Here is a 24,542-nt window from a genome sequence, read left to right as displayed (position 1 = left end):
ATCCATAAACTTCTTGCAAATTGAGTTTTGCAAGAAGTCTCATAAACTAAAAATAAACTTATGTATATAAGCTGTCATTATTAAAGTTATGTCTATAAAATGTCAAAATAGTGAATTATGTCTATAAACTGTCATTATAATTGTTCGATGGCATTATTCCGCTCAAAAGTCCTACCCACAGGCTTTAAACAACTTTATAATAAAAAAAATATAATGAATTATTTTAAGAAAAATCCCATTTTAATCCCAAGCTAGATGTTAAAATTCAAGTGAAAATAATGTTTGCATTCGTGAAAGCTTATTTGGTGATGGTCATAGTGCTTGACATACTACAAAGTGTGCCTTGTTCTATGGGGATTGAGTGACGCTATCAAACGCGTTAACGTTAGTGAAAAAGTGAGATTTCTGAAGCATGACCTTTTTAAAGAGAGGTTACATGTAAAAGAGTATGGAGCTATCTTTCTAACGACATCTATTTAATTCTGAGGAAATCTTTATGACTGAACAGTTTAACCGCAGAGAATTTCTGCAGTCAGCTTGTATTACCATGGGTGCATTAATGGTTGGTACGGGTGGTGTTGAAAAAGCGTATGCTGCCACATCTTCGGCAACATCCGATACGCAAATGCCAACGTGCGATATTTTGATTATTGGTTCGGGTGGCGCAGGGCTTCGTGCTGCTGTTGCTGCAATGAAAAAAAATCCAAAGCTTAGCGTGGTTGTCGTGAGCAAGACAATGCCTTCACGCAGTGCAACGACGATGGCTGAGGGTGGTATCAACGGTGTTGTTGATTTTAGTAAGGGTGATTCGTATGAACTCCACGCTTACGATACCGTTAAAGGTGGTGACTTTCTTGTCGATCAAGACTCTTCGATCAAATTCTGTAAAGCCGCGGGTGAAGCGATTAATGAATTAGATTATTTAGGGATGCCTTTTTCTCGTACTAAAGAGGGCAAAGTCAAAGCGAGACCTTTTGGTGGTGCTTCAAAAGTGCGCTGTAACTTCTCTGCCGATAAAACAGGCCATATTGTGGCGCACACCTGTTTGGATGACGCCATCAGCAATGGTGTGAAATTTTTGATGGATCATGAACTTCTTGACATTGGTGTTGACAACGGTCATTGTGAAGGTGCTGTATTACGTAACATTCGTACCGGTGTCATTGCTCCGGTTCGTGCAAAATCGGTTATTTTAGCAACGGGTGGTTATACCCGCATTTTCTGGAATCGTACATCGACTCCTTACATCTCAACAGGTGATGGTGTTGCAGCAGCGCTTCGTGCAGGTGTTGCCTTTAAAGACCCAGAAATGGTTCAGTTCCATCCAACCGGTGTTGTTCACGGTGGTACACTTATTACTGAAGCAGCACGTGGTGAAGGTGGTTACTTGCTCAATAACCAAGGTGAGCGTTTTATGAAACGTTACGCTCCAAGCAAAATGGAGTTAGGACCTCGCGATATCGTTGCGCGTGCTATTGAGACTGAAATCCGTGAAGGACGTGCGTTTGGTCAAGGACTTGAGGCGTATGTTTTACTCGATGTGAGACATCTTGGACGTGAAAAAATTATTAAAGATTTACCACAAATTCGTCACGTAGGCAAGCTTTTTGAGAACATCGATCTTGTCGATCAGCCGATGATTATCAGACCAACGGCGCACTACTCTATGGGTGGTATTGATGTTGCGAAATTTGATGATATGTCAACACCGATTCCTGGACTCTTTAGCGCAGGTGAAGCTTCATGTGTTTCGATTCATGGTGCAAACCGTTTGGGTGGTAACTCACTCTCAGACGCGGTTGTGACAGGAAAAATTGCAGGCGAAGGTGCAGCGGCGTATGCCAGTAAAGCAGACTTCAGTGCTGGTAAACGCCTTCATGATGTCGCACTCCAATGGAATAGCCGTTTCAAAGAGGTGACCAGTGGCAGTGGCGATGCCAAAGCGATGTATGCGATTCGCGAAGAACTCGGTGCTCAAAACTGGGACAATATGGGAATTTTCCGTACACAAGCTAAACTTACCTCGTTATCAAGTGGTTTAGAAGAGCTTCAAGCACGCTATTCTGCGTTACGCATTCCAAACCCAAATCCAGTGTATAACACCGCGTTTACGGAGTATGTTGAGCTGGGTAACTTGTTGCTTTTATCTCAAGCGGCGTGTTTGGCTGCAAGCGAGCGTAAAGAGTCTCGTGGTGCACATACCAGAGAAGACTTCTTGAAACGCGATGATGCGAACTTCCTAAAACACTCGATGGTCACGATGAATGAGAGCGGTAAGTTGCAAATGGGCTGGAGAGATGTCGAAATCACCCAGTTTAAAGTTGAGGAGAGGAAATACTAATGAAATTTATCATTGAACGCTTTGATGGCAAAAAAAGCTATGAGCAAACCTATACGGTAGAAAAAAAAGATATTGAAGCATTAACCTTATTAAGTGTATTGCTTTTAATTAAGCAGACACAAGATGTAACACTCAACTTTACAGCATCTTGTCGTTGTGCGATTTGTGGCGCCTGTGGTGTGCGTGTCAATGGACATGCGTATATTGCTTGTGATAGTAAGATGACAGAACTTTTTGAAGAGTATGGCGACACCGATGCCTTCCGCATTGCTCCTTTGGCAAACTTCAAAGTGATTTCCGATCTTGTCGTTGATTGGGAACCTGCGATGGAAAACCTACGCAAAATCAAACCCGCACTTGTGGCAAAATCTGAATTCTCAGAAAAAGAGGGTTGTCGCCAAAATCAAGAAGAGTTTGATCGCATTATTAAACAATGGGATTGTATCCTCTGCGGTTGTTGTGCATCTGAGTGTAATAAACTCACAGCAGATCATACAGACTATATGGAACCATTTGTCTTTACCCATGCGTGGCGTGCTGCGAATGATTCACGTTCAAAAGACCCAATGATTCATGTTAAACCGTCCGTAACCAATGGTTTGTGGAACTGTGTTCACTGCCAAGAGTGTGCAAATCGTTGCCCCAAACATATCAGCTCCGCCGATGACATCGCAGGGTTACGTGCTCTTGCAATGCGAAAAGGTTTAAACAGTGGCGTAGGCCCAGCACATGCTAAGTCTTTCTATACCGACTTAGTTGAAGACTCAGGTCGTCTTAATGAGATTCGACTTGCGCTTAGAACCGAAGGTGTTAGCACTGTTATGCGTGCTGGAACAGCCGTTACGTTAATGAGTGCAGGCAAAATGAATCCGTTAGAGGTATTTGGTGGTCATACGATCGAAGGTCATAAAGACTTAGTAAAAATGATTAAAGCAGCACAAGCTGCTAACAAGGAGTAACGTATGCAAAAAGAATTCGCTTTTTTCCCTGGTTGCGTGCTTACTCAAGCCGCGATTGAAGCTAAAATGGCTATTGAAGCCATCGCTCCAATTTTGGGAATTACCCTTAAAGAGATTAAAGGATGGAGTTGTTGTGGTGCTTCTCAAGCACAAGATGTTGATCCATTAGCAACGTTGGTTGCCAATGCACGTAACCTTGCCCTTGCTGAGCAAATGAATCTACCGATGTTGACAACATGCAGTACCTGTTTATTGATGCTCACACGTGCTAAAACACAACTGGATAACGGTCAAAAAGAGCGTATCAACACCTTCCTTGCTGAAGGAAAGATGAACTACAAAGGGACGAGTGAAGTGACAAGTCTTCTTTGGTTACTCGCTCAAAATGCTGAAGAGATTAAAGCGAAAGTGAAAAAACCACTTTCAAATCTTAAAGTCGCTGTCTTTTACGGTTGCCATAGTGTCAGACCTGAAAAAGATTTAGGCTTTGAGAGTTCTGTGAATCCTACCAGTTTTGAAACCGTTGTGAAAGCACTCGGAGCAGAGGTTGTTCCATTTGAAAAACGTTTGGATTGTTGTGGTTTCCACGCGGTTTATCCTGCTGAGAAATCGGTTATGAAAATGACCAGTGGTATTGTTAGCAGTGCTGCTGCGTCTAAAGCAGACTGTGTAGTAACGCCATGTCCTCTTTGCCAAATGCAATTAGACATTTATCAAGATGATGCACAAAGTATTGCAAAATCAAAAGCACGTGTACCCGTTCTTCACCTTTCTCAATTGGTAGGTTTAGCGCTTGGTATTGATGCTAAGAAATTAGGACTTGATTACAACGTGATTGATGCGAGCAAACTTGCATAATCTTCGTTAACTCAACTAGAAACGGCGCTTAGGCGTCGTTTCTACACTAAAACTCTTCTATTTTCCTCTTTTTTCACATCATCAAAATTATCAAGATAGTCAAGATACGCAACGAGGTATTTTCGGCTGATGTCGAAGTGCTCTTTGTACGATTTGATGTCAACGCCATTTTCTTTGCGCATAATCTCTCGTAGATGCGCCATCATGGCACTGAGCGCAAGGGTTGTGACAAAGAGGTTGTGCTCCAATCGGACGATCTTTTTAGCGCGCGTGAGGTTTTTAAGTGCGTTATCACCCATTTTGCGGTCGATGTCGAGTTCATCGTAGATGTTGTACGGAGCGTCTGGGGTAAATTCTGCTCCCAGTAAGATGGCATAGAGTCTATCTTCGATAAGCGCTTCGATATTGTCGATGTCGATTTGCGCATTTTTGTAGATGCCATTCACCAAATCTAGCATGCCTTCATCGCAGAGTTTTTGTAGCACACTCTCCACCAACGCAACGCTCGCCCATTTGAGTTTGAGGGAGAGCGAATTGGCGGAGAGGAGGGCATAGGCATTTTTAGCGTAAATGGCTTGAATGATGCGCTCCAACTCGTTTTTCATCGAAATCGGGTAGAGGACTAAGCCTTTTTCATCGACAAAAACGTCACTCATTTCATGAGCGATGAGTATCGCTTCTTCATGGTTCAATCCAAAGCGTTGGTTGGAGGAGATCAGCCCAAAACCGTGTTTGTGCATCTCCACCAAAAGGGTAAAAGCACTTTTAAAATCCTTGGCGTCCAGTGCTTTAAGAAGCTCTAATTTCACCTTTTTTTTCATCGGGTCATTGATGGGATTAAGTACGCGTCCACCGCCAATGGTGCGACCGCTTGCTGTGATAATGAACGGTTCATCGTGGACTAAAAAGAGCTTGTGATTGAACTGTAGTTTGGCAAAACCTCGCTCAAGACTCTCTTCGGTTTCGTAAAACAAAATGCGCGCTTCAACTTGCTTGGTGCCGACGTATAAAATGACTTTGGCGTTGTGTTTCAGGACATGTCCACCAATGCTCTCTATCCAGACATCGGCGCAGTCAAAACCGCGAATAAACCCTTTTTTGCACAGCAATACCCCTTTTTCAAACGATGTTTTTTGGGCATTTTGAAGGTTGATCGCGGTTCGCTGAGACGAAAACGCAGCTTCGACGTCATGATCATGCACTTGAAGATTGCGGATAACAAACTCTTTTTCAAGCTCTGGTGCAAAGAGTTTTTCTCCGACTTTGATAGTGCCATCCAGTACGGTTCCTGTCACAACCGTGCCCGCTCCTGCAATCGAGAAAGAGCGGTCGACGTAGTAGCGAAAAAGACCGTTGCTTTTTTTAGGCGTTACGGGTAGTGCAAAGAGGGCATTTTTGAGCGTTTGAATCGTGGAAGGCTCGTAAATACTGACAGGAATAATCTCGACCAAATGGAGGTTTTGAAGTGTTTTAAGATACTCGGTGATTTCGTAGGTTCTCTGCTCGATGACGTCAGGTGTTGCAAGGTCTTTTTTGGTGAGGGCTACGATAATGTTCTTTACATGTAAAAGATTTAAGATCTCCAAATGCTCTTTGGTTTGTGGCATAATGCCCTCATTCGCATCGACAACCACCAAGCTGGCATCAAATCCAAAGGCACCTGAGATCATGTTTTTTAACAGTTTTTCATGCCCTGGAACGTCGATAAACGCGACGTTTTTTGCCTCATTTTGCATGCTCGAAAAACTGAGGTTGATGGTAATGCCTCGGCGTTTTTCCTCTTCTAAACTGTCTCCCTCAAAGCCTGTGAGTGCTGTAATAAGAGCCGTTTTACCATGATCAACGTGTCCTGCGGTTCCAACGATACTATACTCCATTTAATTCCCTACAATGCGTTTAATAATTTCACTCAGTTTTTCTTCCACATTAGGAAGAATCGTGCGAAAGTCGAGTAAAAAGTGGTCATTTTCAATGCGTCCTATAACATAATTTTCGCGGAATTTTCGCTCTAAAACCATCGCTTTTCCTTTTACATGTAAAGCAATCGTGGGAAAGCGACGATTGGGCAAAGTACCGCCACCCATATAGGTTTCACTCTCTACAATTTCGCACGCATTTTCGCCAACAGACTCTTTTACATGTAACGCTCTTTGCGCAAGCTCTTCGACGCTTCGAAACAGCAGCCAAAGGGTTGGAATTTGCTCGTACTCTTCTGCCAGATAGGCTTTAATGCTCTCTTCTAAAAGACTCAGGGTGATTTTATCGACCCGTAACATACGAAGAAGTTGGTTCTTTTTCAGCTTCGCGATTAAATCTGCGCACCCTGCGATAATGCCTGCTTGCACGCTTCCAAAGAGTTTGTCGCCACTGAAACTGATCAGTGAAGGGTTACATGTAAGAATTTCTGAAAGGGAATGTTCGCGGTTTCCAAGGTTGTACGGCAGTTTGGGCACATAGCCGCTTCCAAGGTCGTAGTAGTCCAAAAGATTGTTTTGGGTGGCGAGCTGCTTGAGATCTTCATACGCTACGGCTTCGCTAAACCCTTCGATGCTAAAGTTGGACTGATGCACTTTCATCAGCATCGCGGTGTTTTCGTTGATGGCACTCTCGTAGTCGGTGATTTTGGTTTTATTGGTCGCTCCGACTTCGTTCAAAATGGCGCCACTTTGTTTCATCACTTCAGGAATGCGAAAACTGCCACCGATCTCAACCAATTCACCTCTGGAAACCACAACTTCTTGGTTTTTGGCAAAGGTGTTTAAGATCAAAAAAACGGCGGAAGCGTTGTTGTTGACAACCAAAACATCTTCGACACCTAAAAGCTCTTTAAGATGCGTGCTAACATGCTCATAGCGTTCGCCTCGGCTTCCTAGTTCTAGGTTATATTCCAAATTGGAGTAGTTGCAGATGACATCACTGGCGCGATCCAACAAGGTTTTGGAGATCAAACTTCTGCCCATATTGGTGTGCAAAATGACCCCTGTGGCGTTGATGAGGGGTTTGAGTGAAGGCTCAAAAAGCGCGTCGTAGGCTTTTTTGATCTCGTGCATTAACGCCTCTTCATCAAAACTCTCGATCTCTTTGTTGAGAAGTGCTTGGCGCAGCGCTTCGATTTTTATTCTGGCGATTTTCATCACTAAGGTTGCATTACAGCCTTCAAAAAGCGTATGTGTAAGGCATTTGTCAACTTTGGGAAGCGTTTTTAAAGCGTTCATGCGTTCTCCGGAAGCGGCAATTGGGTCTCGTCAAAAAGGTATTTTTTGTTTTGAATCTTTGTCAAAATCCCTTGGTCTCCAAGTTGTTTAAACAGCTTGATAACAGTAGGTTTGCTGACATCCACTTGCTCCATAATCTCGCTGTAGGAGTAGTTGAGCATATTGTCATTGTCCAAATTTTTGATGATAAAACGGATGATCTCGACTTGCTTGCTATCGGTCACGGCGGAGATGGTTTTGATGATGTTATACGAGCGCACGATCTCTTTGGCTTGAATTTTTGGAAGCAATACATCGTGCAGTGAGTTTAAGAGCTCTTTGATGTTGACAGGCTTAATGAGGTAGTTATCCACATGAAGTTTTATCGCATCGAGCAGATACTCTGTGTCGGTAAATGCGGTGGTGACGATGGAGGGAAGTTCGATCTCTAAGTCATGTTTGAGGGTTCGTAAAAAATCTAAACCATTGCTGTATTTGAGGTGAATGTCCGCGACAATGACGTCAATTTTTTCAGTTTTGATGATCTCCAAAGCTTCTTCGATCGTTTGTACGGGGTAGATTTTTTTCACAAAATCTTCTAAAACAGATGTGGTGTGTTTCAGCAAATCCGCTTCATCTTCGATGTAAAGAATCGTAAAGCTTCCGAGTAACTCAAAATTGCGCTTGTTCATCGTCATCACCCTCGTTTGTATTGATGTAATTTTTTGGAATTTCTATCGTAAACATCGTACATGCCCACAGAAATTTTGTGCTTAATTTGTGGCGAATATTCTTACATGTAATCTTTCCGTGCATGTGTTTTTCCACCATCTGTTTGGACATGTAAAGCCCGATTCCTGTGCCCACACTCTTGTGTTTGGTCGTAAAATAGGGGTCAAACACTTTGGGTATTATATCACTTTTTATTCCGCCACCATTGTCGATGACATTGATAAAAATGCGCTCTTCATTTTGCTTGGCGATGATGTGAATAATCTTGTCCATTTGCTCACTCTTACTCGCCAAAATATCCTTGGAATTGCCAATAAGATTGAGAAGCACGTGAATCAGCTCATTTTTAAAACCAAACACTTCGAGGTCATCTTTGATAAAAAGTGCTAACGTGATCTCTTCGCGCTCCAACTGGTATTTGGAGAGGTCAACCGCTTTTTGGATCACCTCTTTGATGCGAAACGCTTTTTTGCTTTTGTTGGGGTTAAAGAAGGTGCGAAAATCCTCCAAGGTGTCCGACATATTGGAAGAGAGCAGTTGGGCATCTTTGACACGTGAAGCGATGAAGGGTTCGTCCAGTTTGCCTGCTAAAAACTTACTCTCAAAACTTTGAATAATCATCATCAGTGAGCCCAGCGGTTGTCGCCATTGGTGCGCGATGTTTTGAAGCATCTCTCCCAAACTCGCAAGTCTGGCTTGTTGGAACATGATGTTGTCTTTTTTACGACTGTTTTCGACTTCTCGTTTAATGCGAAGTTCCAGCGAATCGTTAAGATCGCGAAGCTCTTTGGTCTTGATAAGAATATTTTCCTCAAGATAGTTATGCAAATTTTTAAAATGGTTAATGATAATAAAAAGCACCATCGTGATAAAAAAGAAGATCATACCGATGAGCAGAATAAGCATGATCGTACTGGTCTGAAAGAGGCTGTCGTTGACCTGTTTTTCGGTAATTGCCTGCTTGAGATGCGTGGTAATGAGGCTTGAGAGATAAATGTTCAGCGAGTTCGCTTCGAGCATAATGTCATCAATCAAAAAACTCGCTTGCTCGGTTTTGGAGTATTTTAAGAGTTCTAACATCGTGTTGATTTTACTATCAATGCTTTGCATTTTCACGCTGATCTTATCCACAATTCCTTTTTGAAAAATGGTCTTTTCAGGAATGTCAGGCATGACTAAAAAGAGGCTCAACCAACGACTCGCAAGATAAGGAAGTCCTCCGATTTGGCGGTTGGTTGCAAATTGGTAGCTGTTCCACTGTTTGTGGATGATCTGTTGTGCTAGATAGATCACTTCGATGGCGTCGTCATTGCTGATTTGACGCTCTTTGATGTCTCGAAGCGTTTCGGCGATATTGACACGGTAATTGTCTTTGATCTCTTCAAGATCGACTTGGGGTTGGGTGTGCTTTTGAAACAGAGTTTCGTAGTCGTATTTAAGCGCAAAAATGGAGACAAACATCAAAAAACCAATGGTCATCGTTCCACTTAAGATGATAAAAATGAGAATTTTGGTTTTATTGGAAAACTTGATGGTCTCTAGTTTTTGGTTAATAAACTCTACAAACGTCATCTTAGTACTCGTACTTTTGAATAATCTCAAATTTGCCGTTAGCATAGTTTGAGAGGTAGACTTGATTGAGCAGTTGGGCATTGTGGTATTTTAAAGGAATGTTATCAAGCGTTTGGGTGGGAACATGTTTGAGGTGATCCAAAAACTTACCCGGTGTGATCGCTCCATTGATCGCCTTAAGCGCCGTGACCACAGCTTTGGCTGCCAAATACGATTCGTAAGAGACCAATGAGGGTTTCTCCTCTGGGTAGTAAAAGGCAAGATTTTTGATGTACTCCACCGCCTCTTTGGAGTAAAAATCATCGTAAGAGGGAACGGTTTGAGAAAAGAGAATGTTCTCACCGTTACCGTGCAGTTCCCCCATAAGGGCGTCTGCATTGACAAAAGAGATGGGACAAAAGATGATCTGTTGTGGGCAACACTCTTTCACTTTTTCGATAAAACGAGCCGTAGGTTTATACGAGCCCACCAAGATGATGGCTTCAGGTTTTGCCGCCTCAATCTCATGAATCGCATGGCGAATGGAGAGCGTGTTGCGTTTATAGGTTCCCTCTGCCATTAGTTGCAGGTTGCGTTTACCAAGGGCGGTTGAGAGCGCGATATACCCCTCTTCGCCGTAGTCATCGTTTTGGTAGAAAATTGCAAAGCGCGTAATGTTTTTTTGCTTCGTGAGGTACTCTACTAACGCATCAAGCTCTTCGGTGTAAGCACTTCGAAAGTTGATGATGTTCGGTGTCTCTTTGGTGCGAAGAAACGAAGCGCCAGTGTAAGGAGCGATAAAAGGGATCTGGCTTTCCGTGATGAGCGGTAACACACGTTTGACCGTAGGTGTTCCTACAAAGCCAAAAAGGGCAAAAACGTCATCTTTGGTGATGAGTTTGATGGTATTGCTGTAGGTGTTTTCAGGTTCGTATTTGTCGTCATATTGGATAAATTCAATCTTTTTACCTTGCACGCCACCTCTGGCATTGGTGTGGCTGAAGTAGGCATTTGCCCCCACAACGACATCGCGACCCAAATGGCTGTTAATGCCAGTGAGCGGTAGCGAGGCACCTAGGACAATGGTGTTTTTTTCCACACTTTTATACGAAGTGGCGAAAGAAAAGAGGAGTACCAGCACGATTAAGGCTAAAAAGCTTGTGATTAGAAAGTTTTTGTTTACCAAAATTGTAACACCTTTGTCATTTCATACCTATTATTATAACGGAAGAAGATTAACGCAAGATAATAGTGAAAAAACACCACTACTACGTTATATAATTAAATATATAATGCTTACTAAGCGGATAAATATACTCTTGTTAAGAACGATTTAATCCAATTCATTTTACAATTCGGTAAATTCTTATTTACCACTTAATGGATGTAAAATGCAAAAAGAGTACGTTTTCTACGATACCGTTGGTATTGATTTCCCTCTTGACGAAGCGATAGAACTGGTTAAAAGCCCTTGTCATGGTGATTTTTTAGTCTCGAACGACCCTGAGGCAGAGGCAATTATTTACGCACCAGAGATCAATTTTTACCTCCAACACTCACGCGATAGCATTGCAAATAAAATTTCCACGATCACTAAACTCTATGCCATACGTGCCCTTGGCTTTGATTTTGCGCAAGATATGGACTACGCGCAAGAGGTCGGCAACAAAGTGCTTATCGTTACCGACGATGAAAGTCTTGAAGCCCTTAAAGCAGAACTAAGAGATGAAGATTTTACCGTGATGCTTCTTTCTCCCTCAACGATTTTAGATGTGAACGGTCACATTGGTTCTTTACATGTAACGCTCAAAAAAGAGGATGAACTCCTCGAATTAGAGTGCGATCAGATCATCTGGTGGAATGCTCCCCTTTTTGCGATGAAGCAAAGTGGCGTGTATGATCCAGCCCTTCTTGGACTGGAAGGCGCGCTTAAAAAGCTTCGTGACAATAAAGGTGAGTACCACTATAAAAATTTTATCAACTACGATCCATCCATCTGTCAGTACCATGAAAGACGCACAGAGATTTGCGGTAAATGTGCTGAGGTCTGCCCAACGGTTGCGATTTTGAAAGAGGATGAAACCAAGCACTTAGCCTTTTCACACATTGACTGTCATGGCTGTGGTGGTTGTGTGAGCGTATGTCCGAGTGGAGCACTTGATTATACGCAGATGCCACGTATTGCTTTTGCCCATTTGAGTGAGTCTTTTAAAGGTGCAACGGCACTGATTATTCCGAATAAAATGGATTTAGGTTTGATTGATATTCCCTTACGTGAGGGTGTTTTACCTTTGATGATTGAGGGTGAGAAGTATTTGCATGAGGCGCATTTGTTAAATCTGCTTCAAACCAGTGGCAATCCGATCATCTTCTACACCGATTTTATCTCCAAAGGTACGGGGGATGTGATTCGCATCATCAACGAAATTTTTGAGAAAAAGTACCATAAAAAAGCGATTTACGTTTGTGAAGATAGCGCTGATTTGGCGCGTATTTTTGAAAGTATGGAAAGCTTTCCTGAGTGTATGTACGGTATCAATGAAGACGGTCTTCGCAAACGCGAGATCTTCTCAGCACGCCTTTCGCATTTAGTGGATGGTGAAGATTTGGGTGTGGTGAAGACTGGGGAACATGTGCATTATGGCGACATCATTATCGATGAGAGTAAATGTACGCTGTGTTTGAGTTGTGTGGGAGCCTGTAATGTACGCGCCTTGACTGCGCATCCTGAAGATAATTCCCTTCGTTTTAACGCATCGATTTGTACGAATTGTGGCTATTGTGAAGTGACCTGTCCTGAGAAGGATTGTCTGAGCGTCATTAAAGATGAGATGCGCTTAAAACCAAGTTGGTTTTCGCAACGCATTATGGCGAAAGATGAGCTTTTTACCTGTATTGAGTGTGGGACGCCTTTTGCCACCGTTAAAGCGGTTGAGAAAATCGCAGCGATTATGACGCCGCTTTTTGGCAATGATGCTGTGAAGCTTAGAACACTCTACTGTTGTGCCGCCTGTAAACCCAAAGTGATGTTTCAAGCGCACATGGACAATGAAAACAAAGGACTCAATCTATGAATAAAGAGGCAATCAATAAAGCAAGAGCCGTTTATTACGGACTCTTTGCTTCACTTTTAATGTTTTTTGAAAACAAGAATGATCTTGAGGTGATTCAAAAAACGATCGATATTTTAGCGCAAAACCCTCTCGATGATGAGAGTAAACTCGCGTTTAGTAATATGCAAAATTTGCTTATTAGCGGAGGCTATACTCTGTTAAAAGAGGAGAGTGATACGGTCTTTTTTAGCCCTTATTCTGCCTTTATTCCTGTCACGGCGTCATATTTTCTTGAGAACCGCGATGATGGTAAAAAGCGTTTAGAGATGGTCAATTATGTTCTAAGTTCTAACTTCAGACGCGATACGGAAAAGTTTAAAGAGATGGAAGATCATGTTGGGTTTATTATGCTGTTTATGCAAAAAATGATCGAAGAAGAGCTTGCGGGTAATGAGAAAAGTGCTCAGCTTTCACGCGAAGTGTTTGTCAACATTCTCAATCCGTTTGTGGATGATTTTATTGGTGCCCTTTACATTCACGAAGACAGCCATTTTTACCAAGAATTAGCTGTGATTATGCACTCTTTTGTAGCATTAGAGCGACTCTATTTGGATGTGAAAAAACCTGTTAGCGAAAAAGAAGATCAAGCGCCAAAAGTCTACACCAAAGAGCATAAGAAACCACGTAAACCATTAACACCAAGACCAAAGAAGAATTTTGAAGAGTTCGTGCTCTAAATATCTACACTATTTTAAGGCATTTTAATATGCTAATTTTGCATAGTGTAAACGCTTTACATGTAAAGATAATATGAGTAAAAGCACCAAGGGTGCGTGGGCACTCTGCGTGATCAAACTCAGCGTTAGCGTAGCTTTTAGAGCTTTGCTCTAAAGGCGTGTTAAAGATAAAAATGAAAAAGAGAGAGCTAAAAAAACCACTGTTTTTTTTAACTCTCTCTTTGAAGTCAAAGAGAAATTCTGCAAGGAGAAAATGACCATGCAAGATCAAAGAAGGAGTTTTCTTAAGAAAACTCTGAGTGTGGGTGCAGTCGCTGCAACCGTGAGTGTCGGAGCCATTGCGAGCGACACAGGTGCAAAAACAGCAGGGAGTAACAGTAACGGCGTTGTTAAGGGAAAATCGAAGAAAAAAGAGATTCTCTACACAAAAACAGCTAATTGGGACGCGTATTATCACGCGGCAGTCTAAGGAGATTAGATGAGTAAAGAGATGTTAAAAGACGCCTCTTTGCACATGGGAAGACGATCATTTCTTAAAATGGCAGCGATCGGAGCGAGTTTTGGAGCAGGTTCAGCCTTTGCATCCAGTGACTCAATCAGACCAGCCACTGAAGAAGAAGTGAAAAATCCATTCCCAGGTAGCAAGAGAGTTAAAACGATTTGTAGCATTTGTTCTGCGGGTTGCGGAATCATTGCTGAAGTTCAAAACGGTGTGTGGGTACGCCAAGATGTGGCTCAAGATCACCCAATCAGTGAAGGCAGCCATTGTTGTAAAGGTATTGACCAGATTGATTTGGTGAAGAGTACACAACGTATTAAATATCCTCTGAAAAAAGTAGACGGAAAATGGCAACGAATCAGTTGGGATCAAGCTGTTAACGAGATTTCAGAGAAAATGCTTAAAATGCGTGCCGAAAATGGCCCAGACATTGTCGAGTTTTTAGGTTCAGCAAAATTCAGCTTGCAACAATCTTTCTATTTTAGAAAATTTGCTGCAATGTGGGGAACAAACAATATTGACCACGTAGCTAGAATCTGACATAGTGCTTCCGTCGCAGGTGCTGCGAATACATTTGGATACGGTGCTATGACACAACAATTCGGCGATGCTGTTAATGCAAAAGTCATTATGATGATTGGTGCAAACTCAGCCGTTGCAAACCCTATTGGATTTAAACACTTCTTACAAGCAAAAGACCGTAATGGTACAAAATTGATCGTTGTTGATCCAATTTACACCAGAAGTGCGGCAAAAGCAGATCTTTACCTACGTATTCGTTCAGGTACAGACATTGCATTTGTCTACGGAATGCTTCACATCATCTTCAAAAATGGTTGGGAAGATAAAGAATTTATCGACACACGTTCTTACGCGATGGATCAAATCCGTGCGGAGGCTGCGAAGTGGACACCAGAACTCACTTCTGATGTTACAGGCATCCCAGTCGATCAAATCATTCAAGCAACAACACTTTTTGCTAAAAATACACCAAGCGCTATTGCATGGTCACTGGGTATTACACAGCACAGTGTGGGCTCATCTAACACCAGAATCCTTCCAGTCCTTCAAATTGCTCTTGGCAACATGGGTAAAAAAGGTGGTGGACTTTACATCATTCGTGGACATGACAACGTTCAAGGTGCAACCGATATGGGTAACCTTGCAGACTCACTTTCAGGCTATTATGGTCTTGAAGATGGTGCTTGGAAATACTTCGCGCAGTCTTGGGGTGTGGATTATGAATGGCTCAAAGGCAGATTCTTTGAGAAAAAATGGATGAATGAAAAAGGTTACTCACTTTCTCAATGGTGGCAAGGTGTTCTTCAAGAGGTGAAAACATACTCTTCAGCACCGGTTCGTGCCGTTTGGATTCAAGGAACGGGTATTACTTCCATGTCTCAACAAGCGAAAATAAAAGAAGCATTGGACAAGCTCGACCTTGTGGTTATTGCAGAGCCATTTGTCAACGAAGCAGCTGTTCTAACGAGTCGCAAAGATGGCATTTATATCTTACCTGTTGCAACTCAGTTTGAGTGTGAAGGAACGGTAACGGCTACCAATAGATCAAATCAGTGGAGAAGTAAAGTCGTTGAGCCTCTTTATGAGAGCAAAACAGACGAAGAGGTTATGTTCCTTTTTGCGAAGAAATTTGGCTTCTACGATCAGTTTGTTCAGGGTATGAAGATGGGCGTTAAAGATGGCAAAGTCGTTCAAGTGAAAAATGACTTCAAATGGCCAGATGACGCAGTCACGGAAATTGCAAGAACTATCAAATCCATTGGCTTAAGCGGATGGACTCCTGAGAGACTTCGCAGCCATCAAGAGAACTGGCATATGTTTGATCCTGTAACCCTAGAGGGAAAAGGACCAATGAAAGGTCAGTACTATGGGCTTCCATGGCCATGTTGGGATGATAAACATCCGGGTTCTCCTATTCTTTATCGTCGTGATGTTCCAGTGGCTGAAGGCGGTATGGGCTTTAGAAATCGTTTTGGTTTAGAGCACAATGGTGTAAGCCAACTCGCCGATAAATCTGTTACGGTTAAAGGCTCAAAAATCGAGGGTGGTTACCCACAACTCACGAAAGAGAACATCGAAAAAGTGCTTGGCATTACATTGACCGAGGAAGAAAAAGCGCAAATGGGCGGAAGCTGGGCGATGGACTTTAGTGGACTCATTCAGCAAAAAGCACGCGAAGCAGGGGTTTGTGTTTATGGAAACGCAAGAGCACGTACGATTGTTTGGGAATTCCCAGATCCAGTGCCATTGCATAGAGAGCCTATTCACTCACCAAGATGGGATTTGGTTGCGAAATACCCAACCTATGAAGATCAGCCTAAAAACTTCCGTGTTGAGACGAAATTTAAGTCTGAGCAACAAAAGCAAGATTGGTCAAAAGAGTTCCCAACCATGTTGGTCAGCATGAGGGTTGTTAACCTTTCAGGTGCTGGTATGTTAGAGCGAACGAGCAAATACCTCTCAGCGATTACGCCAGAGATGTTCTGTAACATTCACCCAGACTTGGCGCTTAAACATGGCATTAAAGATCGTGACATGATGTGGATTCATGCGCCGCATGGCACAAAGATCAAGGTTAAAGCGTACCATAATCACAGTGTTACCGCGGACCGTATCTGTATGCCATACAACTTTGCAGGTGTTTTCCAAGGGATCGATTTGAGTGCGAATTACCCAGAAGGTACGAAACCGTATGCTATCGGTGAGAGCTCAAACACCATCACAAACTATGGTTTTGACGTAATCACACAAATTTCAGAATTCAACGCGGGTCTATGCCGTGTCGAGAAAGCATAGGGGGGTGGACAATGAGTAATGAAATGTCAAGAATGAAATTTTACTGTGATGATAACAGATGTATCGAGTGTTTTGCGTGTTCAGTCGCATGTGCTGAGGCGCATGAACTTCCAACGGGTATTAGTCGTCGTAAAGTCATTACGCTGTTTGATGGTATTGAAGGTAAAGAAGTCTCAACATCGATTGCATGTATGCACTGTACAGACGCACCATGCGAGCAAGTTTGCCCAGTGGATTGTTTCTACATTCGTGAAGACGGCATCGTCCTTCATGATAAAGAGAAGTGTATCGGTTGTGGTTACTGCTTGTACGCATGTCCGTTTGGTGCTCCACAATTCCCACGAGATGGTGCTTTTGGTGCTAAGGGAGCGATGGATAAATGTACGATGTGTGCAGGAGGACCACTTGAGACGAACTCTGAAAAAGAGCGACATCTTTACGGTCAAAACCGTATCGCTGAGGGACGTGTACCGATGTGTGCGGCGGTGTGTTCTACCAATGCGCTTCTTGTTGGCGATGCGGAGAGTGTCTCAACCATTTACCGCAAAAGGGTAGCGGGTCGAGGTAAAGGTGCATAAAGGAGCAGCAATGAGAAAGTATATGACACTGTTCATTGCAGCTCTGTGTTTGGCATCAGTGGCATACGCCACTGATAGCCAAATCTGGGGTGAGATGCGCATCCAAAATATTCTAGGATACGGACAAGAAGAGTCATGGAAATTAGGACCCTTGTTTACCCTGTTGCAAAGCAAATACTTTGCATGGATCTTCCTAGGCGTCTTGTTAGGCGTTCCTTTGGTGTTTTTCTTACACTATAAAATCGTAGGGCCTAAAGTATTCCCACACAGTCATAACAAACATTATGCCTTTAATCTGTTTCATCGAACCGTCCATCAAATTGCGGCGGTTAGCTTTTTGGTGCTGCTTCCCACAGGATTCATCATCGTGTTTGGTGACTTCTTTGGGGGTGGAACGCTCGTGAGAATGGCAAAGAACCTTCATGGACTCTTTACCATTCCTTTTGCGATTGTGGTCATTCCAATGGCGTTGATGTGGCTTAAAGAGGCACTGTTTAATCTGGAAGATGTGAAGTGGTTTATGATTCTCGGAGGCTACCTTTCTAAAGAGAAACAGATCATTAATGCAACCCAATTTAACGCCGGTCAAAAGATGTGGTACTGGGTCGCAATCCTTGGTGGCATCACGATGATTTTAAGTGGTGCTTTTATGTTTTTCTTGGACTTCAAGATGGAAATGTTACATAATATCACAGGTCTTAGCCAGATTGATTTACTGCGCGTTGCAGCGATTTTGCATAACGTTATGGGATTTGCCGTCGTTGCACTCTTCATTACCCATGTGTATATGTCTATGTTTGCGATTAAAGGCGCTGTGCATAGCATTATCACAGGCTACGTCGAAGAAGAGGAAGTGAAGATCCTTCACAATGCGTGGTATAAGAAGCTGAAAGAAAAAGGCAAGTTTTAACTTTACACGCTTTCCAAGCCAAGCTTGAAAAACTACGTAGGAGTCACTGAAGCTTGCCTCTTGTGAGGCAGAAAAATTGTTTTACATGTAGGCTTACATGTAAAGATAAAAGCCCCAGAAATGGGGCTTTTTTTAAAGTGATTGCTTTCGAAATACCAATGGGGTAAATCCCGTCTCTCGTTTAAAAAAGCGGCTAAAATAGGCCGCATCTTCAAAGCCTAGCATCGCAGCAATTTCATTGGAATTCATTCCTGTATAACAGAGCAGTCGTTTGGCCTCTATGACCGTTTTGGAGCGAATGTATTCACCACAAGGAATGCTTGTGTACTCTTTGACGGCTTGATTGAGCACTTTGAGTGAAATTTTGAGTTTTTTGGCATAAAAAGCGGGCGTTTGAATTTTATAATTATTGCTCTCTAAAAGAGTGTTGAGTGAGCCAAAAATAGTCGTTTGGGTGTTTTCATTGACGACATTGGGCAGAAGCCTTTGTACTTGAATCAAAAAGAGTTTGAGTAAGTTGTTGATCGTACACTGTTTCAGTGCTTTTTCGCTTTTAAACTCTTCATGTAAACTGAGTAACAACCCCTCTAAGGCACTGTAAGCGGGCTCTTCAACCAGCAGATAATCAAAATTAAAGATAGAGAGATTTTCCAAAAATGTCTTGTCTGCAAAAATGGAGATGTCAAAACGGAGCAAAAAGCCTTGAAATTCTCCCGTGTAAAGAGGTAAATGGATTTGAGAAGGGAGCATCAGGTACAAAGAGCCTTTTTGCATCGGTCTATCGGTAAAGTCAATGCGCATAATGCCATTGCCTTTTTCAACAAAAATAATTTCATAAAAAGGGTGACGGTGCGGGAGTGGAGGAGGCGTTCCTTCTGGCAAAGGTGCATGCTTAGCTTGTCCGATAAAAAAATTTCGCTCCTCATTGGGGCTGTTTGGGTCAATATCGTAAAAAAGCTTGACTTCCGTGTGCATTAGATTTCCTGCTAAAATTTGTATGGTATTCGCATCGTTACATGTAAACGAGGCTGTGAAATGAAACGATACACTTCAATAAGTATAGCAATGTTCATACGCGTGTACTCTAACATGAAATACTTAATTTAATGGACTGACTCACCTCTAAAATAGGACACAATTTTTGCTACAGCTCTTATAAAAAAGCTGTAGCAAAGAGACTATTTAAGGAGTTTTAGAAGAGAGGAAGCTTGGCGGTCATGACCTCTCTTCTTAGAATATGGGTTTAAGGATCTTATTTCTTGATGTCGTATTTAACGGTTACTTCATCACCTGATTTAATTGCACCAAACATAACAGATGGGATTTCAAGACCAAACTCTGTCATTTTGACTTTAAAGTTACCCGCAACATGATCGAGCGTTAAAACTTCAGGCTTCAGTGTTTCGGTTCGCTCTTTATCAAGCACTTTGAAAACACCTTTAACCGTGCCTGCTGCTAAATCAGCTTCAAGAAGCTTAAAGGTAATCACATTGTTGCGATCAATTTTGAGTGTCTCATAAGCTTTCTCATCGAGTCCTTCATCACCACTTTTCAGTGTTTTAATTTGAACGGAAACGTTCAGTTTTGTGATTTTAGAACCATCGTTTTCAAAAGCAACATCGGTTTTGTTTGAGACCATTTTCCAATCATGGAGTGTCGATGTTCCATGAATCTCAATGTTCTCAGCGTAAACCAAACCAGATAAAAGTAAAAGGCTGCAAATCAATTTTTTCACGTTAAATCCTTGTAAAATTAGAAGCTAAGCGCTGCGTTGACCATAAAGCCGTTGAAGCTTGCGTTGCCGTTTCTATAGATAGAAAATTTCTCACGCTCTTGATCGATGTATTCGATTTTTGCAACAGCATTTTTAGAGAGGAACCAACCTGCTGCTAATTGCCATTGGGTTAATTCTGCATCACCAAAGTCATTGAAGGCATCTTGATATTCTTGAACAGCATTTTCATAGCGTGCTGCTAGCCAGAATTTGTCATTGTAAAAACGTTGGACAAGATCGACTGCGTAGTGTTTTGTATCGGCAGATTTACCGTTAATGTCTTCTGCATTGATGACTTCATACATAGCGTAAAATTCGGTATCTTTGTATTTTAAGAAAAGGTTTGTTTTAGCGGCAAGAACATCCGGTGTTATGGTCGCTGTACCCACAGAAGTGTAAACCGATGTTGGTTGCCATCCTGAAGAGAAAACATCGGTATTTGCTGTACCATAAACGTTTCGAATAACATTACCTGCTTTATCGCCATTGTATAAATCAACTCTGTTGACACCTTCGATATAATAGACAGATTCGCTAATTCTAAAGCGTAAATCATCACTGAATTCGTGATCGAATCCAAGTTTACCATAAAGCGCATAACGGTTACTGCTTGTACTTGATGTCTCAACAATGGTTGTATCTTGAGGGTTAGCTTGACCGTTCGTGATACCCACCATCGCAAATGAACTGATAGCCGGAATACGGTAAAGCACTTCAATATGCGTACCTTGTGTGTAACCATCAACGGCTAAGTTATTGATAAAGGGGTTTCGCATCACATTCGCGTTATCCGTTCTTCTGTACTGATCATCACCATAGTTAATGTCATTGACACCGATTTTAATCGTTGTATCGTGCATAATGTTTGAGAGAAAACCAGGCGCTATAAAATCCAAGTTATCGATGGTTGCATAACCACCTTTAACATAGGTTTCATTGTGGTGGTGACTTGCTAGCATGGTTTGTAACTTAACATTAAAACCACTCATGATTTTTCCGTAAATATCAAAGTTTGCCGTTGGCAAAATAAGCGCTTCTTCAATACCACTGTTGGTGGTATAGGTTGTGCCATTTGTCGTAGTACCTTGCCAGTCTTGACTTAATCCTTGATAGTAAAAAGACAAGTCAACGGCAAAACTGACTTCTGGTTTTCCACTGAAAGCAGAAGTATCTTTTTCTGGTTCAAATTGTTGAACAATCTTAGCACTCGCCAAAGTGCCACAGACAACAGTACTTAAAAGTACGATAGCGATTTTTTTCATTGTAATTCCTCCGAAAGTTAAATTTCAGATAAATTATAACGATTAACTTTTCTTTTTAAAATGGATTTTCATTATTAAAAATTGTACTTTTGTTCCAATGCGTTACGAAAATTTTTGGGAGAAACACCCACTTCACGTTTAAAGAATCGACTGAAGTACGAGGGGTCTATAAAGCCTAAACGATCAGCAATTTCATTGCAAGACATGGTGTCGTATTTGAGAAGTCTTTTGGCTTCTTGCATCGTCTTCGTGCGAATAAATTCACCGCAGTTAAAGCCTGAACTCTCTTTAATAGCTTGATTGAGAAGCTTGACACTGGTTTTTAATTTTTTAGCGTAGTAGGTGACAGGTGTGATTTGGTAGTTGTTCTCATGCATAAGATCATTGAGTTTTGTAAAAAGCGCATTGGTCATAAACGATGCAGGTTTTGCAGGTAACGCACGTTTGACATAAATGAGCAAAATTTGAAGTAGATTGGTAATCGTGCAATCTTTAAATGATTTGGATGTGCGGTATTCTACATGTAAGCTTTTCAGAACAGACTCAAAGGATAAAAATTCAGACTCGCTGACATTCACCGTATCAAAATGAAAAAGAGAGATGTATTCGATGAACGATCGCTCAGAGAAGAAAGAGGCATCGAATTTCAAAAGATACCCATGAAGATTGCGCGTGTGTTCCCAGCCATGGATTTGATTGGGAGAGACGAGAAAAAAGGAGTGTTTGTGAATTTCATAACTCTGACAATCCACGTAAAATGTTCCTTCGCCTTCAAGAATAAAAAAAAGCTCATAGCAATCATGTTTATGCCGAGGAACAGGCGTTAGATATTCGATTTTATCGATTCTAAAATGCTCTTCTGTAATACTATAATGAGGTAGTGTCATCATTTCCTCCTTTATAAAGAAATGGTTATTATTTTTTCGTCATCTTTTCATGAGTGGGAAGAAAGATTAACCTTAATACTTCCATATTTTTATGAAGTATATCAGATAGATCAGTTGTATATAAATGGATTTTTAGGAGAAATGATAGTACTTTTAAGCCCTATTATGTAGTAAAAGTGTCTTTTTTGTGGCATAAAGATTCACTTTGATGCCTTTTTATGGTGTTTTTCAATAAAAAATGTACTTTTGAGAATTAGACTCATAAATGATGATTATTTGATAAGTGATATGTGATAAAATTTTAAAAATAAAATAAATTTTGATACCTTAGTAAAGTTGTATACAAATATCATTAAATTTTGTAAAATTAATTCGTCTATTTTTGCGTGACTTATTTTTAGAGTCATGTATCGTTGTGTCATAAAAAAAGGTGCAAGAGAGTGGAGTTTTTGAAAAAAAAGATGAGCGTTCTTAAAACTGACTGGGCACGAACGCTCCTGAACTAAATTGTCCCAAATTCGATCGCAGTTTTGGTGTAAAAAAGTCCCAGCTTCTCTTCACTTAGAAGTGTAAAGAGTTTTTCACACTCTGCTTCATTCACATTCATCATAATCTCAAGGGGCTCATCCGCCAGTTCAAAAAAGTTTGAAGAGTGCAGTTTTCCATCTCTTCCAATACCTTGGGATGCCTTTAAAATCGTTACGCCTTTGATGCCAATTTTTTCAGAAACATCCATAAGCCACTGGCTGATGTGCTCACCATTGGGGTGTTTGCGACTTTGTAGGGTTAAAAAAACGAGTTGAAAACCTTTCATAAGCTTCCTTTGTGAAGTAGGGTGTAACTGGCAATGCCCAGCAGCGTCATCGTAATTGAACCCATGACATGTAAAAAAACTGCGACAACGCTCATACTAAAACGTCCTTCTTGAATGAGGGCGACGATCTCGGCGCTAAAGGTGCTAAAGGTGGTGAGTCCACCTAAAAATCCTGTAATGATGAAAAGCCGCCATTCGGGTGCAATGGCTGTGTTGGAGGCGAAGAAAGCGATAAATAATCCAATCAAATATCCGCCAATTAAATTGGCACTGAGTGTTCCTAAGGGAATAGAAGGGGTGTAGCTGTTGAGTTTAGTACCTAAAAACCAGCGTAAAAGTGCACCAAAACCAGCACCTGAGAAAATAGCCAAAACGGTGTAGAACATCCCCAAAACCTTTAGTAGAATTTGATGCAAGTATAACATAAAGGAGCTTTGCCTCTTGAAAATAAGCGCTTGGAATGGCTCTAAACATCTTTACATGTAAAGCGTTTGGAATTGACAGGTTATAAGGCTTTGGAGTAGGATTTTCCTACATTAACCCAAGGAGTCTGAGATGAAATACGGCGCTAGAAATGAGATCACTGCAACGGTTACAAAGATTAAAAAAGGCGAAGTGATGTGCCAAGTCGATGTAGGCGACATTATTGCCAATAAAATGAGCTCAGTGATGACGATGGAATCGATTGAAGAGATGGGTCTTAAAGAGGGTGACAAAGTTAAAGTCGTGGTTAAAGCAGTTAGCGTTTTATTGATTAAAGAATAAAATTACGAGAAGATGCCTTTTGGCATCTTCATCTTCTTACGCAACTCTCCATAAAATAATCCCTTTTTCAGCTTCCGTGGTTACTTGGACTTTATCGCCATCAAGATTTTCGGACAAAATGGATTCAACGATTGCTTCGTTGGGTACGATTTCTTTGCGTTTGAGTTGATCGTAGGCGTACTCTTTTGCCTCTTCAAAACTATACGTTTCACTCCAAGAGGTTTCAAAAAAACTGCTCTCATAAGGAATGTTTCGCTCATCTAAGATGTCAATAAATTGCGCCGCTTTAATGCAACCTGCCGATGCGCAATCTTCCTCTTCTTCGATGATATGCGCCTTGACCAAGGCTTCGACCAGTTTATTGATGCGATATTTTCCCCAGCCTACGTAAATGCCAAGTCCTTTGGTCGCACCTAGCATTTTGTCAATTTTTTGAAGATCGCTAATCGCAGGTGTCATGGACGCGATCACGATGTCGTACTGTTGACTCAGAGGAAACGAATCCCAATCGCTTTGGTGCGTGTGCATTTGTAAGCTAACGCCTTGCTCTTTGGCATCTTCATTGAGTGCGGCTAACATACCCTCAGAAATGTCCATAGCCGTGACGTGTGCACCTTTTTGGGCTAAAGGAATGGCAATGGTTCCCGTACCTGCACCAATATCTAAAATAGAAGCACCTTCAAATGAGACATTTCTGTTTTGACACCAGTTGATGATGTGATTGACATCTTTACTCATTGAAATATCATTAAAACGCGGGTAGCGCTTTGCCATATTATCCCAAAAATTGAAATTGGGTTCCATGCTCTGT

General features: G+C 41.7%; 22 protein-coding genes. 10 read left to right on the top strand and 12 right to left on the bottom strand.

Annotation, left to right across the window (positions count from 1 at the left end):
• The first annotated feature begins 496 nt into the window (after nt 1-496).
• The 3 genes from sdhA to sdhE are packed head-to-tail and all read left to right on the top strand — an operon-like array spanning nt 497 to nt 4,158.
• Nucleotides 497-2,341 carry an 8-methylmenaquinol:fumarate reductase flavoprotein subunit gene (gene sdhA, locus SHALO_RS13525; RefSeq protein WP_069478986.1) on the top strand — a complete coding sequence of 615 codons (1,845 nt, stop codon included), beginning with the start codon at nt 497-499 and terminating at the stop codon, nt 2,339-2,341.
• Nucleotides 2,341-3,300, top strand: coding sequence for an 8-methylmenaquinol:fumarate reductase iron-sulfur subunit (sdhB, locus tag SHALO_RS13520; protein WP_069478985.1), 960 nt, complete (start codon nt 2,341-2,343; stop codon nt 3,298-3,300). The genes sdhA and sdhB overlap by 1 nt, the downstream gene beginning before the upstream one ends.
• Nucleotides 3,301-3,303: 3 nt before the next feature.
• Entirely contained in the window at nt 3,304-4,158 is an 855-nt protein-coding gene (gene sdhE, locus SHALO_RS13515) for an 8-methylmenaquinol:fumarate reductase membrane anchor subunit (protein WP_069478984.1), read from the top strand.
• A 41-nt stretch (nt 4,159-4,199) separates the two neighbouring features.
• On the opposite strand, the gene selB is transcribed toward sdhE, so the two are convergent.
• From selB to SHALO_RS13490, 5 genes are read right to left on the bottom strand one after another with little or no spacing between them, the layout of a single operon-like run.
• Complete coding sequence (gene selB / locus SHALO_RS13510) at nt 4,200-6,035, bottom strand: selenocysteine-specific translation elongation factor (protein ID WP_069478983.1); 1,836 nt, start codon at nt 6,033-6,035, stop codon at nt 4,200-4,202.
• Nucleotides 6,036-7,373 (bottom strand): L-seryl-tRNA(Sec) selenium transferase, encoded by a 1,338-nt coding sequence (gene selA / locus SHALO_RS13505; protein ID WP_069478982.1) that lies wholly within the window; start codon nt 7,371-7,373, stop codon nt 6,036-6,038. It abuts the gene before it with no gap.
• Complete coding sequence (locus SHALO_RS13500) at nt 7,370-8,044, bottom strand: response regulator (RefSeq protein ID WP_025345972.1); 675 nt, start codon at nt 8,042-8,044, stop codon at nt 7,370-7,372. The genes selA and SHALO_RS13500 overlap by 4 nt, the downstream gene beginning before the upstream one ends.
• Nucleotides 8,025-9,656 (bottom strand): sensor histidine kinase, encoded by a 1,632-nt coding sequence (locus tag SHALO_RS13495; protein ID WP_069478981.1) that lies wholly within the window; start codon nt 9,654-9,656, stop codon nt 8,025-8,027. The genes SHALO_RS13500 and SHALO_RS13495 overlap by 20 nt, the downstream gene beginning before the upstream one ends.
• A gap of 1 nt (nt 9,657) precedes the next feature.
• On the bottom strand, nt 9,658-10,821 hold the full coding sequence (locus SHALO_RS13490) for an ABC transporter substrate-binding protein (protein WP_084010961.1): 1,164 nt from the start codon (nt 10,819-10,821) through the stop codon (nt 9,658-9,660).
• A 205-nt stretch (nt 10,822-11,026) separates the two neighbouring features.
• On the opposite strand from SHALO_RS13490, the gene SHALO_RS13485 reads away from it, so the two are divergent.
• The 6 genes from SHALO_RS13485 (at nt 11,027) to SHALO_RS13450 (ending at nt 18,229) form a co-directional block, all read left to right on the top strand.
• Entirely contained in the window at nt 11,027-12,709 is a 1,683-nt protein-coding gene (locus SHALO_RS13485) for a 4Fe-4S binding protein (protein ID WP_069478980.1), read from the top strand.
• On the top strand, nt 12,706-13,425 hold the full coding sequence (locus tag SHALO_RS13480) for a TorD/DmsD family molecular chaperone (RefSeq protein ID WP_069478979.1): 720 nt from the start codon (nt 12,706-12,708) through the stop codon (nt 13,423-13,425). Before SHALO_RS13485 ends, SHALO_RS13480 begins: the two co-directional genes overlap by 4 nt.
• Before the next feature lie 259 nt (nt 13,426-13,684).
• On the top strand, nt 13,685-13,894 hold the full coding sequence (locus SHALO_RS13470; protein WP_069478977.1) for a twin-arginine translocation signal domain-containing protein: 210 nt from the start codon (nt 13,685-13,687) through the stop codon (nt 13,892-13,894).
• 21 nt (nt 13,895-13,915) lie between these two features.
• A complete protein-coding gene (locus tag SHALO_RS13460) occupies nt 13,916-16,741 on the top strand; it encodes a formate dehydrogenase subunit alpha (RefSeq protein ID WP_420801902.1) in 2,826 nt (941 codons plus the stop codon).
• A gap of 23 nt (nt 16,742-16,764) precedes the next feature.
• Complete coding sequence (gene fdh3B, locus SHALO_RS13455) at nt 16,765-17,319, top strand: formate dehydrogenase FDH3 subunit beta (RefSeq protein WP_069479433.1); 555 nt, start codon at nt 16,765-16,767, stop codon at nt 17,317-17,319.
• A 10-nt stretch (nt 17,320-17,329) separates the two neighbouring features.
• On the top strand, nt 17,330-18,229 hold the full coding sequence (locus SHALO_RS13450; RefSeq protein ID WP_069478974.1) for a formate dehydrogenase subunit gamma: 900 nt from the start codon (nt 17,330-17,332) through the stop codon (nt 18,227-18,229).
• A 132-nt stretch (nt 18,230-18,361) separates the two neighbouring features.
• On the opposite strand, the gene SHALO_RS13445 is transcribed toward SHALO_RS13450, so the two are convergent.
• The 6 genes from SHALO_RS13445 to crcB all read right to left on the bottom strand — a co-directional run bounded on the left by SHALO_RS13445 (nt 18,362) and on the right by crcB (nt 23,352).
• Nucleotides 18,362-19,204: a helix-turn-helix domain-containing protein gene (locus SHALO_RS13445; protein WP_069478973.1), complete on the bottom strand. Its 843-nt coding sequence runs from the start codon at nt 19,202-19,204 to the stop codon at nt 18,362-18,364.
• A 277-nt stretch (nt 19,205-19,481) separates the two neighbouring features.
• On the bottom strand, nt 19,482-19,964 hold the full coding sequence (locus SHALO_RS13440; RefSeq protein WP_069478972.1) for a YceI family protein: 483 nt from the start codon (nt 19,962-19,964) through the stop codon (nt 19,482-19,484).
• 17 nt (nt 19,965-19,981) lie between these two features.
• Nucleotides 19,982-21,265 (bottom strand): hypothetical protein, encoded by a 1,284-nt coding sequence (locus tag SHALO_RS13435; protein ID WP_069478971.1) that lies wholly within the window; start codon nt 21,263-21,265, stop codon nt 19,982-19,984.
• A gap of 74 nt (nt 21,266-21,339) precedes the next feature.
• Nucleotides 21,340-22,155 carry a helix-turn-helix domain-containing protein gene (locus tag SHALO_RS13430; RefSeq protein ID WP_084010957.1) on the bottom strand — a complete coding sequence of 272 codons (816 nt, stop codon included), beginning with the start codon at nt 22,153-22,155 and terminating at the stop codon, nt 21,340-21,342.
• A gap of 499 nt (nt 22,156-22,654) precedes the next feature.
• Nucleotides 22,655-22,966: a DUF190 domain-containing protein gene (locus tag SHALO_RS13425; protein WP_069478969.1), complete on the bottom strand. Its 312-nt coding sequence runs from the start codon at nt 22,964-22,966 to the stop codon at nt 22,655-22,657.
• A complete protein-coding gene (gene crcB, locus SHALO_RS13420; RefSeq protein ID WP_069478968.1) occupies nt 22,963-23,352 on the bottom strand; it encodes a fluoride efflux transporter CrcB in 390 nt (129 codons plus the stop codon). Before crcB ends, SHALO_RS13425 begins: the two co-directional genes overlap by 4 nt.
• A 169-nt stretch (nt 23,353-23,521) precedes the next feature.
• On the opposite strand from crcB, the gene SHALO_RS13415 reads away from it, so the two are divergent.
• On the top strand, nt 23,522-23,731 hold the full coding sequence (locus SHALO_RS13415) for a TOBE domain-containing protein (RefSeq protein WP_025345956.1): 210 nt from the start codon (nt 23,522-23,524) through the stop codon (nt 23,729-23,731).
• Nucleotides 23,732-23,767: 36 nt separating this feature from the next.
• Here SHALO_RS13415 and SHALO_RS13410 read toward each other — a convergent pair whose 3' ends face one another.
• The gene (locus tag SHALO_RS13410; RefSeq protein WP_069478967.1) at nt 23,768-24,535 is read right to left on the bottom strand and encodes a class I SAM-dependent methyltransferase; all 768 of its coding nucleotides are present in this window, start codon (nt 24,533-24,535) and stop codon (nt 23,768-23,770) included.
• Between the last annotated feature and the right edge of the window lie 7 nt (nt 24,536-24,542).

The sequence above is a fragment of the Sulfurospirillum halorespirans DSM 13726 genome, assembly GCF_001723605.1.
GTDB lineage: Bacteria > Campylobacterota > Campylobacteria > Campylobacterales > Sulfurospirillaceae > Sulfurospirillum > Sulfurospirillum halorespirans.
The sequence above is the reverse complement of the archived record's forward strand: the minus strand, read 5'-3'. Positions and strand labels throughout refer to the sequence as shown.